At 66.6% G+C, this 18,615-nt stretch carries 14 protein-coding genes; 5 read left to right on the forward strand and 9 right to left on the reverse strand.

Translation table 11 applies throughout. The features are described 5' to 3' along the window. Nucleotides 1–16: 16 nt before the first annotated feature. From ribA to Aple_RS46815, 4 genes are all read right to left on the reverse strand, one after another. Nucleotides 17–628 (reverse strand): GTP cyclohydrolase II, encoded by a 612-nt coding sequence (gene ribA / locus Aple_RS46800; RefSeq protein ID WP_155351258.1) that lies wholly within the window; start codon nucleotides 626–628, stop codon nucleotides 17–19. A 118-nt stretch (nucleotides 629–746) separates the two neighbouring features. After that, the gene (locus Aple_RS46805; protein WP_155351259.1) at nucleotides 747–1,703 is read right to left on the reverse strand and encodes a putative sugar O-methyltransferase; all 957 of its coding nucleotides are present in this window, start codon (nucleotides 1,701–1,703) and stop codon (nucleotides 747–749) included. Next, nucleotides 1,622–2,932 carry an MFS transporter gene (locus Aple_RS46810; RefSeq protein WP_155351260.1) on the reverse strand — a complete coding sequence of 437 codons (1,311 nt, stop codon included), beginning with the start codon at nucleotides 2,930–2,932 and terminating at the stop codon, nucleotides 1,622–1,624. Before Aple_RS46810 ends, Aple_RS46805 begins: the two co-directional genes overlap by 82 nt. Before the next feature lie 349 nt (nucleotides 2,933–3,281). After that, nucleotides 3,282–4,979: a WD40 repeat domain-containing protein gene (locus Aple_RS46815; RefSeq protein ID WP_155351261.1), complete on the reverse strand. Its 1,698-nt coding sequence runs from the start codon at nucleotides 4,977–4,979 to the stop codon at nucleotides 3,282–3,284. Nucleotides 4,980–5,469: 490 nt separating this feature from the next. Between Aple_RS46815 and Aple_RS46820 the strand changes: the two genes are divergently transcribed. After that, nucleotides 5,470–6,543, forward strand: coding sequence for a questin oxidase family protein (locus Aple_RS46820; protein ID WP_155351262.1), 1,074 nt, complete (start codon nucleotides 5,470–5,472; stop codon nucleotides 6,541–6,543). Nucleotides 6,544–6,606: 63 nt separating this feature from the next. Here Aple_RS46820 and katG read toward each other — a convergent pair whose 3' ends face one another. Continuing rightward, the gene (gene katG / locus Aple_RS46825; RefSeq protein ID WP_155351263.1) at nucleotides 6,607–8,838 is read right to left on the reverse strand and encodes a catalase/peroxidase HPI; all 2,232 of its coding nucleotides are present in this window, start codon (nucleotides 8,836–8,838) and stop codon (nucleotides 6,607–6,609) included. 34 nt (nucleotides 8,839–8,872) lie between these two features. After that, complete coding sequence (locus tag Aple_RS46830; protein ID WP_155351264.1) at nucleotides 8,873–9,310, reverse strand: Fur family transcriptional regulator; 438 nt, start codon at nucleotides 9,308–9,310, stop codon at nucleotides 8,873–8,875. 497 nt (nucleotides 9,311–9,807) lie between these two features. Between Aple_RS46830 and erm the strand changes: the two genes are divergently transcribed. Continuing rightward, on the forward strand, nucleotides 9,808–10,620 hold the full coding sequence (gene erm / locus Aple_RS46835; RefSeq protein WP_155351265.1) for an ErmE/ErmH/ErmO/ErmR family 23S rRNA (adenine(2058)-N(6))-methyltransferase: 813 nt from the start codon (nucleotides 9,808–9,810) through the stop codon (nucleotides 10,618–10,620). 45 nt (nucleotides 10,621–10,665) lie between these two features. Here erm and Aple_RS46840 read toward each other — a convergent pair whose 3' ends face one another. Both Aple_RS46840 and Aple_RS46845 read right to left on the reverse strand, forming a co-directional pair. Beyond that, nucleotides 10,666–12,021 (reverse strand): cytochrome P450, encoded by a 1,356-nt coding sequence (locus Aple_RS46840; RefSeq protein ID WP_155351266.1) that lies wholly within the window; start codon nucleotides 12,019–12,021, stop codon nucleotides 10,666–10,668. Nucleotides 12,022–14,273: 2,252 nt separating this feature from the next. Beyond that, the gene (locus tag Aple_RS46845) at nucleotides 14,274–14,957 is read right to left on the reverse strand and encodes a gamma-glutamyl-gamma-aminobutyrate hydrolase family protein (protein WP_155351267.1); all 684 of its coding nucleotides are present in this window, start codon (nucleotides 14,955–14,957) and stop codon (nucleotides 14,274–14,276) included. Between the two features lie 489 nt (nucleotides 14,958–15,446). Between Aple_RS46845 and Aple_RS46850 the strand changes: the two genes are divergently transcribed. From Aple_RS46850 to Aple_RS46860, 3 genes are all read left to right on the forward strand, one after another. Then, a complete protein-coding gene (locus tag Aple_RS46850) occupies nucleotides 15,447–16,430 on the forward strand; it encodes a globin domain-containing protein (RefSeq protein WP_308805553.1) in 984 nt (327 codons plus the stop codon). Between the two features lie 96 nt (nucleotides 16,431–16,526). After that, a complete protein-coding gene (locus Aple_RS46855) occupies nucleotides 16,527–17,603 on the forward strand; it encodes a WD40/YVTN/BNR-like repeat-containing protein (RefSeq protein WP_155351269.1) in 1,077 nt (358 codons plus the stop codon). Further along, nucleotides 17,604–17,912: a ubiquitin family protein gene (locus Aple_RS46860; protein WP_155351270.1), complete on the forward strand. Its 309-nt coding sequence runs from the start codon at nucleotides 17,604–17,606 to the stop codon at nucleotides 17,910–17,912. Here the strand turns inward: Aple_RS46860 and thyX are convergent. After that, a partial coding sequence (thyX, locus tag Aple_RS46865; protein WP_218038881.1) for an FAD-dependent thymidylate synthase occupies nucleotides 17,909–18,615 on the reverse strand: 707 nt, incomplete at its 5' end. The genes Aple_RS46860 and thyX overlap by 4 nt on opposite strands.

Genomic DNA, 18,615 nt, shown 5'->3' on the forward strand with positions numbered 1-18,615 from the left:
GCTTGTGAATCAGCCTCTAGCTCAGCACGATTTCATGCTTGCCCCGATAGACCTTGGCCTCCAGATAGCCACGGTTGATGGGGTTTTCGTACACGCCGGTCGGGACCCGGGCGCATACCTCAATGCCGTTCCCCTCAAGCTGCCGTACCTTGTCTGGATTATTTGATAATAGTCGGATTCTACGCGCGCCGATCGCCAGGAGCATTTCTGCCGCTACCAGGTAATTACGCAGGTCGTGCTCAAAGTTCAGCGCGGTGTTCGCATCGAAGGTATCCAGGCCGCCGTCTTGGAGCGCGTATGCCCTCAGCTTGTTGTACAGACCGATTCCGCGGCCTTCCTGGCGCAGATACAGCAGGATCCCGGACGACCCGGCCATGAGCTCAATTGCCTCGGCAAGCTGATCACCGCAATCGCAGCGCGCCGACCGGAACACGTCTCCCGTCAAGCACTCCGAATGCACCCGCACCAGCGGTGCCTCGTCGCCTGCGATTTCTCCGAAAATGAGCGCGACATGCTCCCCGGGTGCGCTCAAGCCGTCGAATGACACCATACTGACCCGTGCCATTACTTGCTTGCCGACCTGCAGCGGGATATTTATCTTCGTCGCGATCTTTAGCTCTGGCCGCATCTTTCGCCTATCCGTTCAATTACTGGGGTTCCGTGTCGCTAGCCCGCTGAATGGTGGCCGACGTGATCACAGTGTTTCGTTTCTTGTGGCGCGAGGCCTCGCCTCCTCTGTAGCGTCACTACTGCGATTCGCGAAGCTCGAACAGCATGAAATAGTTAGTGCATGCCAGTAGTTCTCGGGTCCGGTCATCGAGGATAATGGGCTCGCAGCTCGCGAGTTGGTAGCCATACCTCTCCAGAAGCGGCTCCAGGCCGCGCCGCACCGCGATGCCATCCACGATGGCTTCACAACTGAAGGGTTTGTTGGTGTCGTTCGGGACGATCAGGAGAAAGGGCACCCTCAGGTCTCGCAGCCAGCTGAGCCAACCGTCCACCGCGGTGTAAGGCATCTCGGAGAAGCTGTGTATGTTCACAGCAAGATCAGGAGACCGGGAATCCGAAACGACATGGAGCTCGTCGAGTGCCAGCGCGACAGTCTTGCGCTCGACCCCCCTGAATCTCAAATACGTTTCGCAGACCAATGTGGATTCGGGAATTCCGTCGAGGCAGTAGTACCTGGCCAGCCCGGGAACCGCTTCCGCCATTCGATGGGCGAGCCGCCCGTATCCCGCCCCGATGTCCACGACAACGAGATCTTCTCGGCCGAAGATGTTCATGTGCCGATCAAGGAAGTAGATCTCGTTAAGAGAGTCCAATAGATCTCGACTCAACCAGCCGAAGCGGTCCGAATAGAACCGCTCACAGCCAAAGGCGCCATCCTCGCTTAGCACACCAAGTAGCCCCTGAGTGTCGCTCCTCGCGATGTAGTCGGCATAGCTGAGATACTTGAGGACTTGGTCCTCGCCGAAGTAGCGCGTCTGCCAGACGTAGCAATTGTCGTCGCGGAATGTATTCATCCGCAGTTCGCGTCCGACGAAGTTCTCCGACCACTGGCTGCGACGGCTCAGTCGGCTCTCGAGCTTGCGGTACCTTTCCTGTAGCTCTGCCAGGCGGTTCAGGGCGGGGTCGTCCCCTTCGCCGTTCCCTGGAACTGTTCCGTGCGATTGCGTGTGATCGACTTCACGTGAAGTGCCCATATGTACCCCGCGCCTCCGAACAAAATCAGTAGTGCGAACGTGCCCCAAAGGAGCGTCGCATCCAGTTCGACGAGTGATCCGACCAAAACCGGTCCGCCGACCGATGAGCACGCCCAGGCAAGCTGGAATATGCTCATGTAGCGACCTCGGGCCGCCTCTGGCGCATGCAGCGTCACCAGTGCCGACACCGCGGGACCGTGAATGAGCTGGCCCAGGGTCAACAGGGTTACGCCGAGAAGAATCAGACTGGTCTGGCTCAGGCCATCAGTGTGTCCTGAAACTGCTATCGCGGCTACGCCAGAGGTCATGAGGCCGGTCGCCGCAGCGATCACAACCGCCCTCGAAAAGCCGGCGGTCAATCGTGTTATCACCGTCTGCAGAGCGATGGATATCAGCGTGTTCAGCGTCAATCCCATCGACGCCACCCATGGTGAGACCTTTTCGACGACGATCAGATAGACCGGCAACGCCATGTGGGGAATCAGCCAGGCGAAGCTGGTGACGGCTTGCGATGCGGCCATGAGGAGAAAGGGACGATCACGCAATGCGTCGCCCCACCTGGGGCGTTCCCTCGGCTTGGATGACGAATCACGGCGCGACCTGGCTCCGGCAATACGCTTGCTGGAGAATATCGCCCCCGCGACGAAGCAGGTCACTATGTTCACGCCGAGCAGCCAGGACAGGGACGACGGCCCATAACTCGAGGCGATGACGCCGCCAAGCAGGCCTCCTAATCCGACGCTCACGTTTCTGACGACATTGGTCAGGGCGAACCATCGGTCCAGGTCTTGGCCCTGGCTGATATCGGCTACGTAAACCGGCCAGGCCGACCAGTACAGCTGATCCGCGATCAGCACGATGACCGATGCCGCGATCAGTGTGATGACGTCATGGACCAGGAAATACGAGATGTAGCCAAGGGCGGCCACCACGTTGTTGACGACGAGAATGACCGCGGGCCCCCACCGGTCGATTCCGGAGCCGGCCAGCAGCGCGGCCGGCATCGCCAGCACGGTGGCGATCGTGAGGCCGGTCCCGATCCAGGACAGGGAAAGGTCGGTCGAGTTGTCGAAGAAGATGATGGAGAATGGCAGGAACATGCCTGCGCCAATTCCATCGATCAGAACCGCTACAATGACCGTTCGGTAACCACGCAACATGGGCAGCCCGACCGCCGACAGAATCGTCTGCAGACGAGGTAATTTTCCGCGATTGACTGTCCTGGTCACGTCTCATCCCGGTCGTGGAAACGTTCGACGGTATCCGTAGCCTCAATTTGCAGGGCGCGTATGGTGTGTACTCGTGCAGGCACGCCGGGTGGCCGTCCACTCGGCTCCGCTTTGATCTCGGGGCTGAAGCGCTGGGCGGCACGTTCGCGTAGTTCGACCGCCTGGGCGAGCGCGCCGCTCGCCCGCTCGAAACGCAGAGGCCTATTTGGGAGCTCCGAGCTTTGGAAACGGGCACGCGATTGGACGTTCTCGCGGTAAGCGATTGCCACAAGCTCGATCGCCAGAGCCGGCGGAGGCTTATGAATAAACCTCCGCGGCTACTCGCAGCTATTGCGAGACCTGGGACTCGCTACCCGCCGGTGACGGGGATAGCGCACTCGTATGCCTGCCCGTCATACGAGCTGCCGACGAACACCTCTTGCCGGGGGTCATACGTCAGCGAGCTGATGCCGGACGCCGTCGGGCGGGTGAGCGCGGCCCATGTCTTCGTGCTGCGGTCGAAGATACCGATGTGACCATCATAGGTTCCGGTCGCGATCCAGCGAGTGTCGGCGCTCGCCGCGATGCACTTGATGGAATGCGCGTAGGGCGTGTCGATGACGGTCGCGGTGAAGTCGGTCGACCAGATGCGTAGCTTCAGGTCCCGGCTGATGCTGGCGAACTCCCCGCTGCCCAGGCCGACGCAGCCGTTTGCGATCTTGTCGTGGGCACGGTGAACCGTCTTCACGAGGGTGAGATCGTCCTTGTCGAACCACGTGCAGCTACCGTCCGCACTGACGGAGAAGATGTAGCGACCAGACGAGGCGACACCTTTTACCGCGTTGTCGTGGAGTTTTAGTTCGGCCACGAAGTCGATGCCGTTATTCGATCTGCAGAAAACGAGCCCTTCACCGGTGTAAGTGCCCACGATGACGTGTTCAAGGTTCTCTCTCCTGAAGGAGACTCCGCAGTTCAGTGGTGATCTGTGTTGGTGGATCGGCAGTCCGGTGAGCACATCGAAGATTATTCCAAGCTGTCCGCCCGTGATGAGCCGATCGGCGATGGGAGCGAAGAAGTTGCAGAGACTGCCCGGCCGTGTCAGCTCCTGATTGTCTCGCCACACTATGCCGGCATCGCCCACCGAGATTCGCCCGCTTTCGTGAGCGTATACGGCATTAAGGCCGTAGGTTGGGGCTACTTCCCTGCCGATCCACCTGTCCTGCTGGTAGTCATATGATTGATACGTGGAGCCGAATGTGCCGAGAACTATGTGCGAGTCACCGGCGAAGGCACAGGATCGAGGCCAGACCTCTGAGGGAAGGCTCGTCTCGACTTTCGGACGAGGAAAACCGGAACTGATATCCCAGATACGCATGGTCCTGTCGTAGCTCAGGCTGACCAACAGGTTCTCTTCGATGCCGATGGCGAGACGTTTGACGCCTGCCGCATGCGCGTCCACCTTCGTGGCCGATTCTCCGTCGAGCACGATCAGCTGCCCGTCGTCGTTTCCCGCGTAGATCACTCCATTGGGGTGGATCGCGATAGTGTCTGTCTCAACTCCGCCCAGGTCGATGTCCTGCACCATCTGGCCACTCGCGAGCGACCAGCGCTTGATCGTCCCGTCGTCGCTGGAGCTGATGACCTGGTCCCCACTGTGATTCCACTGCACGCTGATGACATCCGCGGTGTGGCCGGCGAAACAATGGAGCATCTCGCCGTTGTAGTCGAACACGCGTACGCGGTGATCACGCGAAGCGGTCGCGACCATACGCTCCGTCGGGTGGAAGACCGACATTTCGACGTCGTCTTCGTGCTCCCCCAACACCGCCATCAGCCGGAGGTCCGGCACCGACCAGAGGCGAGCGGAGTAGTCGCTGGACGATGACACGAGCAGCCTGCCGTCAGGGCTGAAGGTGCACTGGTTGGCGAGGTGGTCGTGGATGACACGGGACATCGCCTCGCCCGTCTTTTGATTCCACAGGATGACTCGATTGTCGTAGCCCGCCGTTGCGACAAAGTCATCCCGGTAGGCGGAGATACCGCTGATCGGGCCAGCATGTCCTATCACGAGAAACTCCTTCTGAGCGGGTTTCCACGCCTTTGGTGGATGGGCATGGCAGATATCGGGCTGGCTATTGCATAACCCGAGTTTCCAGCAGGGAGTTGTTGAGCGAAAATGTGCTTGACACCTTCGCGGCCGCGTTCCGACGCGTCCTTCGGTGTCAATATCTGTGCGGTCCGTTATGTCGCAACTGTTAGCTTTACTTAGATTTAACCACCTCCTGACATAGGCCGCAATATGCCGATCTAGCAAGATCGATCCGGGCATTATGGCATCCTCATGCCCAGACGGTGATGGTCGGGTATGTATGCGGATAGATCCGCCATCCGGAAATAAGTCCGGACCTCAGGGAGAACGGTTCTTACCGCTTCGCACCGAGCGCCACGACCGTGCAAGCCATGGGCGGACCATGGCGCCCACCTGTTTCTGGCGGACCGTACCGACTCGAACACGGTCACCGACCACCTGAACGTCCCCGTGGACGTATTTTGGTCATATGGACGCTGATATTCATGAGCCACCAGATCGGCTGCTGGACGCCCTGGGTCGACTCCAGGGTACGGGGGTGGAGTTCGCGGGGTTCCTTGCCAACCATGGGCCGATGGCCGCTGAAGCGCTGATAACCATGGGTGCGGGCGACGTGGTTCCGGAATGGGTTGACGCGTATCGTGCCAAGCTGGAGCCGGAACCACCGGCGGGGCGGCCGATCAAGCCGGACGAATGGCGGTTCGCGACCGGGGACATGCGGCGGCTCGGGGATTGGGTGGCCACCTTCCGGCGGGAGCTTGGCGAGGCCCCATGGCGGCAGGTCCTGGAGACGTGGTGGCCGAGGCTGCTGCCCGGGATGGCTGCCAGCGCGACGCACGGCGTCATCCGGACCGCGCACATCGTCCGGGTGCTCTCCGCCGCCGGCGATCCTCCGCCGTGGCCGCTCGTCGACGAGCTCGCGCACGGTCTCGCGTTCTGGGCCGCGCGTTACCAACCGCTGCCCGGCTCGCCGGCTCTGAACGGCGCCCTCGATCCGGCTGCCTCGATCGCGCGCCTGCCTCGCATGAACTCGGCGGAGCCTGCCTCCGGAGCCGGTATCGGCGGACGGCTGGCCGCGCTCGTTCGAGTCCCGGGCTTCGCCGAGGGGCTGGACGCCTACGGCGCCCCCGCCGATCCCGACGAGGCCCTGGATCGACTCATCGCGGCGGCCGCGCGCGTCCTCTGGACTCGTCCGGACGCGCCCATCGCCTTCTGCCACGCGGTCACCGCTCCGGCCGCCGCCCGGCTCGTATTGCCGTCACTGCCGGTCGAGCTCCATCGGCCTACGATCGCGGCAAGCTGGCAGATCATCGGCGGGATAATCGCGGCGTTCTCCCCGGACGCGTCAGGCGACGGTCTCGACCGGGAGGACCCGCCCGACGCTCCCGACCGGGAGGTGCTGCTCCGGCGCGCGGTCGAGCACGGCGACGAACACGTCATCAAGCTCACCGAGGCGGCCCTGCGCGAACACGGCCGGACCGGGGATCCGGTCCTGCTCCATGCCGCCGAGGCCTTCGTCAAGCGAATGCCGATGGCCGGCTGATCAAGCCGGGTTCGGACTGAGGACGTCCAGGCCGGCCGGTGTGGGCCGGCCTGGACGTCTTGATCAGACGAGGTCGAACCGGTCGAGGTTCATGACCTTGGTCCAGGCCGCGACGAAGTCGCCGACGAACTTCTCCTTCGCGTCGTCGCTCGCGTAGACCTCGGCGAGCGCGCGCAGTTCGGAGTTCGACCCGAAGACGAGGTCGGCACGGCTGCCGGTCCACTTGACCTCGCCCGTGACGGCGTCGCGACCCTCGAAGGTGTTGGCGTCCCCGGACGTCGCCTGCCACGTCGTGCCCAGGTCGAGCAGGTTGACGAAGAAGTCGTTGGTCAGGGACCCGGGGGTCGTGGTGAAGACGCCGAGCGGCGACTGCTGGTGGTTGGCGCCCAGGACGCGCAGGCCGGCGACGAGGACCGTCAGCTCGGGGGCGCTCAGGGTCAGCAGGTTCGCCCGGTCGAGCAGCAGGTACTCAGCCGGGAGCCGGTTACCCTTGCCCAGGTAGTTGCGGAACCCGTCGGCGGTCGGCTCCAGCGCGGCGAACGACTCCACGTCGGTCTGCTCCTTCGACGCGTCCGCGCGGCCCGGCGTGAAGGGCACCTCGACGTCGAAGCCGGCGTCCTTGGCGGCCCGCTCGACGGCCGCGCCGCCGGCCAGCACGATCAGGTCGGCGAGCGAGACCCGCTTGCCGCCGGTCTGGGCGCCGTTGAACGCCTCCTGGATCCCCTCCAGGGCGCGCAGCACCGTCGCCAGCTGGTCGGGATCGTTGACCTCCCACCCGCTCTGCGGCTCCAGGCGGACACGCGCGCCGTTGGCGCCGCCGCGCTTGTCGCTGCCGCGGAAGGACGAGGCCGACGCCCACGCGGCGGACACCAGCGCGGACACCGGCAGGCCCGAGGCCAGGATCTGGCCCTTGAGCGAGGCGATGTCCTCAGCGCCGACGAGCTCGTGCGTCACCGCGGGGAGCGGGTCCTGCCACAGCAGGGTCTCGGCCGGGACCTCCGGGCCGAGGTAGCGCACGATCGGGCCCATGTCGCGGTGGGTCAGCTTGAACCACGCGCGGGCGAAGGCGTCCGCGAACTCGTCGGGATTGGCGAGGAAGCGCCGCGAGATCTGCTCGTAGACCGGGTCCACGCGGAGCGAGAGGTCGGTCGTGAGCATCGTCGGAGCGTGGCTCTTCGACGAGTCGTGGGCGTCGGGTACGGTGCCCGCCCCGGCGCCGTCCTTCGGCTTCCACTGGTGGGCGCCGGCAGGGCTCTTGGACAGCTCCCACTCGTAGCCGTACAGGATCTCGAGGAAGGTGTTGTCCCACGTCACCGGGGTGTTCGTCCAGGCGCCCTCCAGGCCGCTGGTGATCGTGTCGCCGCCCTTGCCGGTGCCGAAGGTGTTCTTCCAGCCGAGGCCCTGCGCCTCGATCGGGGCGGCCTCGGGGTCGGGGCCGACGTTCTCCGACGGGCCCGCGCCGTGGGTCTTGCCGAAGGTGTGACCGCCCGCGATCAGGGCGACCGTCTCCTCGTCGTTCATCGCCATCCGGCGGAACGTCTCACGGATGTCGCGGGCCGCGGCCAGCGGGTCCGGGTTGCCGTTCGGGCCCTCCGGGTTGACGTAGATGAGGCCCATCTGGACCGCGGCGAGCGGGTTCTCCAGCTCCCGGTCGCCGGTGTAGCGCTCGTCCCCGAGCCAGGTGGACTCGGGACCCCAGTAGACGTCCTCGTCGGGCTCCCAGACGTCCGCGCGACCGCCGGCGTAGCCGAAGGTCTTGAAGCCCATGGACTCCAGGGCGACGTTGCCGGCGAGGATCAGGAGGTCGGCCCACGAGAGGCTCTGGCCGTACTTCTTCTTGACCGGCCACAGCAGGCGGCGAGCCTTGTCGAGGTTCCCGTTGTCCGGCCAGCTGTTGAGGGGGGCGAAGCGCTGCTGCCCGGCCCCGGCGCCGCCGCGGCCGTCGCTGATCCGGTACGTGCCCGCGCTGTGCCACGCCATCCGGATGATGAACGGGCCGTAGTGGCCGTAGTCGGCCGGCCACCAGTCCTGGGAGGTCGTCAGCACCTCCGCGATGTCCTGTTTCACGGCCGCGAGGTCAAGGGTCTTGAACGCCTCGGCGTAGTTGAACTCCGCGCCGAGGGGGTTGGCCACGGCGGGGTTCTTGGCGAGGATCTTCAGGTTGAGCCGTTCCGGCCACCACTGGCGGTTTCCGCCGCCCTGAACCGGGTGCGGGGCGCGCCCGTGCGCGACCGGGCAGCCATCCGCGCCCTCCGCCTTCGCGTCTACGACGATTGCATCATGGTTATCAGACATGAGAATCCTTCCGGGACTAGGCCGACCGCGGTGCTCAGGCGCTGCGGGCGGTGGAACAGTCGGGGCATAGGCCCCAGTAGACGACCTCGGCCTCGTCGATCGTGAAGCCGTGATCGTTGGACGCGGTCAGGCAGGGCGCGTGACCGACCGCGCAGTCGACGTCAGCGACGACGCCGCACGACCGGCACACGATGTGGTGATGGTTGTCCCCGACGCGTCCTTCGAACCGCGCCGGGCTGCCGGGCGGTTCGATCCGGCGCACGAGTCCCGCCGCGGTGAGCGCGTGCAGGGCTTCGTACACGGCTTGCAAGGAGATGTGGCCCAGGCGATCACGCACCCCGGAGGCCAGCGCCTCCACGTCGAGGTGGTCACCGTCCCGGACGGTCTCGAGCAGGGCGACACGGGCGGCCGTCACCCGCAGGCCGGCACCGCGCAACTCCTCGGCGGTGGTCGGGGTCCTGGATGCGGTCATGTCGCGCAGCCTGCCTTCATAAACACGAACAATACAAGACAACGAACAATCCAAGTCTAGTACCTCGTCAAGCGAGGTTGTCCCGCCGCCGCCCCTTGACACACACCTGCCGCCTCGCCAAGGCTCGGCGAACGTGAGCGCACCCGTGCTGGATAAGAACTTGCGTTCGATCCGCGTGGCCTTGCCCGTGCCGCAGGACCGGGAGGCTTTCGACGCGGGCCTACGCATGGCTCTGGATGAGGTGCGGGCCACGCCTGGCGCGAACTACTCGCCGGGCGTGGAGTGCAGGCACAGGCGTACGCGATCATCGAGCCGGATCCCGTCGCTCAGAAAATGCGTCGCGATTCCGGGGGATCCTTCGTAGGGTGATTCGCATGTACTGCATCTGTTTCATGCGCATGCGTTGCGGCCGGGCTCTGGCTCGCTAGCTTCGCGGGACGCGAGCCCAGGGCCCGTCGAGATTCCATTCGTCTCGAGGACCCGAGAGGGCTTTTGCTGTGGCGCAGGATTTCGCGCACGGAAACTATTCGTATACCCAGAACAAGGCCAGGAAAAGTGGTGGCGGTCGCACGCCCAGGGATCGGGCGCGGCGGGAGCTTTCGCAGAACTTCCTGGTCGATCGGCATGCCGTGGAGTTGATGGTCAAGGCGGCGCGGCCGAGCGGTCTCGTGCTCGAGCCCGGCGCCGGAGCGGGAGTGCTCACGATGGCGCTGGCCAGGGCGGGCGCCAGGGTCGTGGGCTACGAGATCGACCCGCTGCTGGTGGCCGAGCTCAGGGCCAGGACCAAGCTTAAGATCGTCAAGGGCGACTTCACGGCGGTACGGCCCCCGAGCGAGCCGTTCGCGGTCGTGGGGAACATCCCGTACTCGATCACCTCGAAGATCGTCGACTGGTGCCTGGGGGCGCCGGAGCTGACCTCCGCCACCCTGCTCACCCAACTGGAGTACGCCCGCAAGCGCAGCGGCGATTTCGGCAGGTGGAGCCTGGTGACGGTGGAAAGCTGGCCGTGGTTCTCGTGGGAGTTGCTCGGCAGGATCGGCAGGGAGAGCTTCAGGCCCGTCCCCTCCGTCGACTCGGGGATCCTGCGGATCGAGCGACGGCCCGAGCCGCTCGTCGACGATGGCGAGGCGTGGCAGAAGCTGGTGGAGCTGGGCTTCTCCGGCGTCGGCGGCTCGCTGTACGCCTCACTCAACCGGCATTACAACGGGATGGGCTCCGCTTTCGCCCGGGCGGGCATCGCGCGTGACACGGTGGTGGCGTTCGTTCATCCCGACCAGTGGGTCACGCTCTTCACCTCACTGCACCGATGAAAGGCTTGGCCGCCGCCCTCGGAGGGCGGCGGCCAGATCGAGCGCTTATGACTGGTTCCACAGCTTGGTGACGGTGCCGGTGATCGGCCCGGGGGCGGAGGCGTTGCCACCCGTTCTGACCATGACCGGCTTCCTTGGGAACGCCGTGGCGCCCGATTTGATGTGGTAGTCGACCTCGGTGGTGAGCATTTGCGGCCTGCCGGAGGCGAGGATGAGGGCGAGTGTCGTCCTGATCTGCAGGTCCGCGAAGGACGCTCCCAGGCAACGCCGCGGGCCGACGCCGAACGGCAGGAACGCGTACGGCGAAGGGCGGGCGTCGGTCCAGCGCGACGGCAGGAAGGCGCCGGGATCGGGGAACGCCACCGGGTCCCGGTGTTCGAGCAGCGGGGCCGTGAAGGCCAGCGCGCCACGCGGGATCGGCGGCGACCCGTCGATCTCGACCTCCCGCGTCACGCGTCGCGGCAGGGAGAGCGGCACGGTCGGGATCAGCCGCTGCGACTCCCTGACGACGGCGTCCAGTTGTTCCTCGCCGGAGACCTCCAGGTCAGGTGTGCCGAGGATGGTCAGCAACGCCCACGTCATCGACATCGCGGTGGTCTCGAACCCCGCCGCGAACAGGCCGTGCAGTTCGCCCGCGATCTCGGGCGTGGTCAGCGAGTCGCCGCTCTCGTCGGTGGTGTGGCAGAGAATGGACAACGCGTCCGGGCGGGGCTCCTCGGCGCGCTTGCGCTCGATGATCTCGGCCAGCCGGTCGTAGACGCCGGCGACCTGCCGGGTCCACTTGCCGTACGGGGTCCAGTCGCGTTCCTTCTGGTACATGAAGACCATCGGGTTGAGCGTGGCCTGGAGCAGCCGGTGGACGGCGTGGGCGAGGGCCACGTTCTCCTCGTCCGGTTCGAGGCCGAGCAGGCAGGTGAGCATGTTGGCCCGGGTGACGTCGAGGAACTCGGCCGCCATGTCGAACGGCTCGCCCTCGGACGCGGCGAACCTGGTCCGCTTGAACGTGTCGGCGAACACCACCGCGTAGTGCTCCATCGCGCTTTTGTGCACGACCGGCATCAGCAGCTTGCGCGCACGACGATGCCGCTCCCCGTTGAAAGTGAGGACGGCGTCGAACATCCGCGACCAGGGCCGCCCTTCCGGCAGCGTGAAGATGCCATCGCTCAGCCGATGAAAGGTGTCGTTGTCGGTGAAGTACCGCCGGACCGCCTCTTCACCCCTGAGCAGGACGACCGACCCGTTCCCACCGGTCAACGGCACGACCGGCCCGGGAAACTTGGGTGCGATCCGATCCAGCGCGTACCAGGCGGAATGCCGTAGAAAACGAAGATTGTTAAGGACAGGAATCCCACCGGGTCCCGCCGCGTCCACCCGCAGCGCGGTGTCGAACATTTTTGCCATGCCGCACGCATCCGTTCCCTCGTGCGGAGCGTATGCGCACGCCGAACCCCCATCAAGAACGCACCGTGTTGCTTCTCCCTCACATCCCCGTCCCCACGTAATGAGGCCGCTGCCAGCTCTCGCGCGCTGATGCCGTACGGCGGTGACGCGGGACGCTGAGCCAGGCCATCCTGTCGGAAGGACGTGGACGGGAGGCTTCAAAGATGGTCGCCGAGGAGCGGAGCCAGGAGTTCGATGAGCTTGTCGGGCGGGTGCTGGAGGAGCCGGAGTTCACCGTCGCCATGGCCGGGGAGCACGCGCCTTCGGTGGCCGACCTGCGGGCGGCGGCGTTGACGCAGCGAGGGTTTCTGCTCGGCCACGCGCGCGCCGCGGAGCAGGAGTACCGGGAGGCCGCCGGGCGGGCGCAGAGCGTGTGGAGCAGGCAGCGGCGAGTACGGGTGATCTTCTGGGCCGGTGGGGCGTTCGCGCTGCTCGTCGCGCTGGTGGCCATCACGGTAGGGGCGTGGAACGACGAGTTCAAAGCGGCACTGATCGAAAAGCGGGCGGTGTCGGTGATCGGGGTCCTGGGCAACGGCATCGGCCTGTTGCTGACCTCGATCCTCATGGCGGCGGTGGCGGAGCGCGTGGCCTTCGCCCTGTTTTCCCTCTTGCCGCGGGTCCGAGCGGGAAACGAGTCAGCCCGGGCGGAGCGCTACTCCTGGAGTGCAGGCGTCGCGTTGTTCGTGATGACCGCGCTCGTGGTCGCGGGGGCCTCCGGCGTGGATCAGCTCGTCTGGCAGATGGCCCACAACCGTCCGATCGGGGGCGGTGACGGCTACGCCTGGGGCTTGCCGGTCGCCCTCGTCGTCGGGGCGCTGTTCGTCGCGCCATATCTGGTGTTCTTGCAGGCGTCCGGAGATGCGGGGGTTCGGGTATGGCGGCGCGGGCTGTCGGCTCCGGACGACCAGGACGCCGAGCGGCTGCGCGCGGCCTGGTGGGACTCGGTGGCCGAGGCGCTGCGCGGGTTGCTGCGCGCCCAGATCGGCGCCCACATCACCCGCCGTTACGCCTTGACGCTGCAACTCGAACAGACCCCCGGCCTGCGGCAGGTACGCGGTCTGGCCTTCCACGTCTCGACCGCCGCCGAGGAGACGCTGACGGTGGTGGCCAACGGGATGGACGGCGGGAGCATCGCGCTGTCGGGCCCGCGCGGCGTCGGCAAGACCGATCTGCTGCACGCCTTCTGCGGTGACGGCTCCGAGCGGCTGGGCCTGGTGATCTCCGCGCCGGTCGTCTACGAGCGGCGCGAGTTCATGCTCGGCCTGTTCGCCCAGCTGTGCCGGTCGGCGATCTCCGCCGAGCTCAAGAGCGCCGCCGGGGCCGCCGCCAAGCATCTGGAGTGGATCCACTACCTGCAGACTCGCACCAGCGAGGCAAGTATGAGCGCGGGCTGGCAGGGCTTCGGCGTTTCGGCCAAACGCGGCGGCAGCCGGGCCCGCCAGCCGCTCACCTACCTGGAGATCGTCGACACCCTGAAAGGTTTCCTGCACACGCTGGCCGACGAGCTCACCACCAGCGGGCTCAAATCCCGCGGCCTGGTCGTCGGCATCGACGAACTCGACCGGATCGAGCCAGCCGCGCGCGCCCGCGATTTCGTCAACGAGTTGAAGGTCGTCTTCGACGTGCCGAACTGCCTGTTCCTGCTGTCGGTCTCCGACGAGGCGCTGCGGGAGGCTGATCTGGCCCCGGTCGGCCGCCGCGACGCCTTCGACAGCGCGATCGACGAGATCATCCGGGTCGAGCCGCTGGATCTGGCCACGGCGACGCGGCTGCTCGACACCCGCGCGGTCGGTCTGCCGGTGCCGTTCGCGGCGTTGTTCCACTGCCTGTCCGGCGGCATGCCCCGCGACCTGTTACGTACGGCCCGGGCGGCGGCGGCGCTGATCGTGCCCGACCGCCCTCGCACGCTGCCGGAGATCACCGCCGCCCTGCTCACCCGCGAGTCGGCCCGCCTGACCGACGATCGCGGCTTCCTGCGCACCATCGAGCAGATCTTCACCGCCGAACTGACCCAGGACCGGCTGACGCGCGCCTCCGACCCGGGGTTTCCCGGCTCATTCGACGCGCTGGCACGGGTCCGCCGCGACCTCGGGATCGCCGACGAGCGCGCCGACGAGGCCCTGCGGGAGATCAGGAAGTCCTGGGATCTTCGGGTAAGTCACGGAGCGGCCAACGCTGTGGCAGCGGCAGGAACGACTGTGGCGCGTTCCGCGTTATGGGCGGGACGCGTCGATCAGGGCTTCGATGAGGCGATTGTCTTCGGTGCGTTCTGGGTGCCATTGGACGCCGATGGCGAAGCGGTGGCCCTGGAGTTCGATGGCTTCGACGATCTGGTCGTCGGCCCAGGCGACGGCCAGGAGGTTGGTGCCTAGGCGTTTGACGGACTGCTGGTGGGGGCCGGTGACCTCGGCGCGGTCGCCGATGGCTTTGCCGGTCTTGCTGGAGACGCTGACGGTGATCGTGTGGCGGGCGGTGGCGTGGCGGTCGTGGTGGACGACCTCGGGGAGCCAGGGGATGAGGGTGCCGCCCTGGGCGACGTTGAGCATGTGCATGCCGCGGGAGATGCCGAGGAGGGGGAGGCCGGCGGCGATGGCGGCGCGGGTGAGGGCTAGTTCGAAGCGGTCGCGGTGGGGCTGGGGCTCCTCGACGCGGGAGTCGCGGGACTCGCCGTACATGCCGGGGTCGAGTTCGGCGCCGCCGGCGAGGAGGAGGGCGTCGAGGCCGCGGAGGTGGTCCTCGGCGCCGGCGGGGCCGAGGGGCGGGAGCAGCACCGGCAATCCGCCCGCCTTCTCCACCGCGCGCGCGTACGCCTGCGGGGAGAGCACCGCCTCCCTCACCCAGGCGCCCCAGCGGGCGGCCTCCAGATAGGTGGTGATGCCAACGAGCGGACGGGGCATGGCGTTCTCCAGAGGGTTCTTCGCGACGGCTAGCCCATCATGGCGTACTCGATTTCGGTTTTGTCACGTATCCCACGTATCAATGGCAGCTCTCCCGAACAACGTGAAGGCTTCTCACCTTCATTGTCCGAAATAAGCCCAACCTTAATTACGGAGGATGACTTTCCCATTACTCAGGGTATGCTTTCGCACCACCTTGTAGGGAAACAGTTGTGACGCCCGAGTGCGAGTGGAACACTCCGAAATGAGTGTCCGGTTGAGCCGGGGCCGCTGGGCGCTCATCACCCGGAGCCGTCAGGGAGGTGGATGGACTAGACCGGCGTCGATTTCCGGTCTCCTAGGGTGGGACTCACGCACATGTCGTTAAATCCGCGCCTCGTCAAAGAGAGTTTCTCAGCCATCGAGCCCGTCGCGGACAAGGCCGCCGCGTACTTCTATGGGCGCCTTTTCGCGGAAAATCCGCATTTGAGGGGAATGTTCCCTCCGGCCATGGACGTGCAGCGCGACCGCCTGTTCGGCGCGCTCACCCGAATCGTCTGGATGCTCGACAGCCCGGGCAGCCTGGGGGGGTACCTGGGACAGCTGGGCCGCGATCACCGCAAGTACGGCGTCGTCGCCGAGCACTACACCGCGGTCGGCAACGCACTGGTCGCCACGATCAAGCGGTTCGCCGCCGAGGCGTGGAACTCCGAGGTCGAGGCCGCCTGGGTGGCCGCGTACACGGCCGCCGCCGATCTGATGATCGGGTCGGCCGACGCGGACGCGGGGGTGTCCCCGGCCTGGTGGCTGGCGGAGGTGATCGACCACGAGTTGCGCGCGCCCGACATCGCCGTGGTCACGCTCCGCCCGGGCCAGCCCCTGGACTTCGCCCCCGGCCAGTACGTCAGCGTGCAGACCGCCCGCTGGCCGCGCGTCTGGCGGACGTACTCGATCGCCAACGCGCCGCGGGCGGACAACACGATCCGGCTGCACGTGCGGGCCCTGCCCGGCGGCTGGGTGAGCACCGCGCTGGCCCTGCACACCCGGATCGGCGACCAGGTGCTGCTCGGGCCGCCGGTGGGCACGATGGCGCTGACCGACTCGGGCCGCGACCTCCTGTGCGTGGCGGGCGGCACCGGCCTGGCGCCGCTGAAGGCGATCGTCGAGCAGGTGATCGCCTCGGGCAAGCGGCCCAACGTGCACCTGCTGGTCGGCGCCCGCAGGGCCTGTGACCTCTACGACATGCCGGATCTGGTCCGGATGGAGTCGGGGTTCCCCTGGTTGCGGGTCATGCCGATCGTCTCGGAGGAGCCCGCCTACGACGGCATGCGCGGCCAGGTGCCCGACGCGATGGCGCGGTTCCACTCCTGGACGGAGCACGAGGTCTACGTCTGCGGACCGGCCGGTATGGTCAATGAGACCGTGCGCCGCCTGCAGCGTGCCGGGATTCCGCTCAGCCGGATCCACCGGGACACGATCCAGGGGGAGCTGTAATCACCCGTCCGCCAGCGCGTTCCCCGCCTGACTGGCAGCATGGGCCCTGAGCCGTCCGCCACGGGACTTCGCCCGGCATCCCAAGGAGGTCACCTTATGGACGCACTGCTCGCGATCGGCACCCGTAAGGGGTTGTTCCTCGCCCGATCGTCCGGCAACGGCCCGTACAAGATGGATCCGGTGCATTTCGCCAACGTGGCCGTGCACGCGGTGACGATCGACACCCGGACGGAGCGACCGCGGGTGATCGCCGCGATCGAGTGGGGGCACTTCGGGCCCTCCGTGCTCTGGTCGGACGATCTCGGCGCGACCTGGCAGGAGGCGGAGCGGCCGCCGGTGGCCTTTCCCGAGCAGACGGGCACGACGCTGGAGAAGGTGTGGCAGCTCCAGCCGTCGCCGACCGAGCCGGGTGTGGTCTGGGCGGGGGCCGAGCCGGCGGCGCTGTTCCGCTCCGAGGACGGCGGCCAGAGCTTCCGGCTGATGGAAGGGCTCTGGGATCACCCGACCCGGCCGCAGTGGGTGCCGGGCGGGGGCGGCATGTGCCTGCACACGGTGATCCCGCACGCCACCGATCCGGCCAGGATCGGGGTGGCGGTCTCCACGGCGGGCTTCTTCCGGAGCGAGGACGGCGGCGGCACCTGGGAGCCCGCCAACCGCGGGATCAAGGTGCCGTTCAACCCCGAGGGGAGCCAGTATCCGGACTTCGGGCAGTGCGTGCACAAGGTGGCCAACCACCCGGCGCGGCCCGAGCGGCTGTTCCTGCAGCACCACTGGGGCGTCTACCGATCCGACGATTTCGGCACGAACTGGACATCGATCGGCGACAACCTGCCGTCCGACTTCGGCTTCCCGATCGTGATAAATCACGATAAGCCGGATACCGCGTTCGTTTTCCCGCTCCATGGGGACATGGATCGCAGTCCGGTCGGGCATCGGTATCAGGTCTTCCGCACCGACGACGCGGGCGACACCTGGCGGGCCCTCGCCCAGGGCCTGCCGGACGAGCCTGTCTACTCCTCGATCCTGCGCGACGCCATGACCGCCTCCGCCGCCGGGCTGTTCTTCGGCACCCGGGACGGCGAGGTCTACGGCTCCGCCGACGAGGGCGAGAGCTGGGACCTGATCGCCCGCCACCTGCCCGATGTCTTCACCACGCGAGCGGCGGTGCTGTAGGTGGCCAAACCGGTCACGCTGGTCACGTTCGTGCTGCCGAGCACGCTCCGCCACTGGGTCGGCGACCTGACCGAGGTCAAGGTGTTCGCCGTCGCCGCCTCCGACGACGACCTGCCGACCCTGGGCGGAGCGCTCGACACGCTCCGCCGCACCCACCCGTCGCTGGAGGAGCGCCTGCGCGACGAGTACGGCAGCCTGCGCCGCCACATCAGCATCTTCGTGTGCGGCGAGAACGCCCGCCGCTTCGGCGGCCTCGACTGCGCCCTTCCCCCGGGCGCGGAGGTGTACGTCCTCCCGGCGTTAACCTAGGGAGCGACGCGCCCGTTGCCGTTGAAGGCCTCGTGGGTGAGCGGCATCAGCTCGGCCCAGAGCGCCTCCATCTTCTCGGCCACCATCTCGATCTCCCGCTGCGGGAAGGACTGCACCGCCGCCCGGTCGTCCTTGGTTCGCAGGGACAGGAAGTGCATCAGCGCCCGGGCGTTGCACGTCGCGTACATGGAGGAGAACAGCCCCACCGGGAGCACCGCGCGGGCCACCTCACGGGCGATCCCGGCCTCCAGCATCTCCTGGTAGGCCGCGTACGACTGCCGGTAGGACCCCTCCATGACCCGCTCGACCAGCGCGTGCTGCTCGTCGGTGCCGTCGGCGAACACGTACTTGCCGGGCCGCCCCTCCTGCACGAGCTTGCGATCCTTGCCCGGCACGTAGAAGACGGGCTGCAGCTCCCGGTAGCGCCCGCTCTCCTCGTTGTACGACCAGACCCGGTGCCGGTGGAACTCGCGGAACACGAAGATGGGCGCGCTGATGAAGAAGGTCATCGAGTTGTGCTCGAACGGGCTGCCGTGCCGGTCGCGCATGAGGAAGTTGATCAGCCCCTTGGACCGCTGCGGATCCTTGTGGACCTCCTCCAGTGACTGCTCCCCCGCCGTCGAGACCCGCGCCGCCCACAGCACGTCGCTGTCGGACGCGCTGTGCTTGACCAGTTCGACGGTGACATCACTCTGGATCTTTA

It is taken from the genome of Acrocarpospora pleiomorpha, assembly GCF_009687885.1.
Taxonomy (GTDB): domain Bacteria; phylum Actinomycetota; class Actinomycetes; order Streptosporangiales; family Streptosporangiaceae; genus Acrocarpospora; species Acrocarpospora pleiomorpha.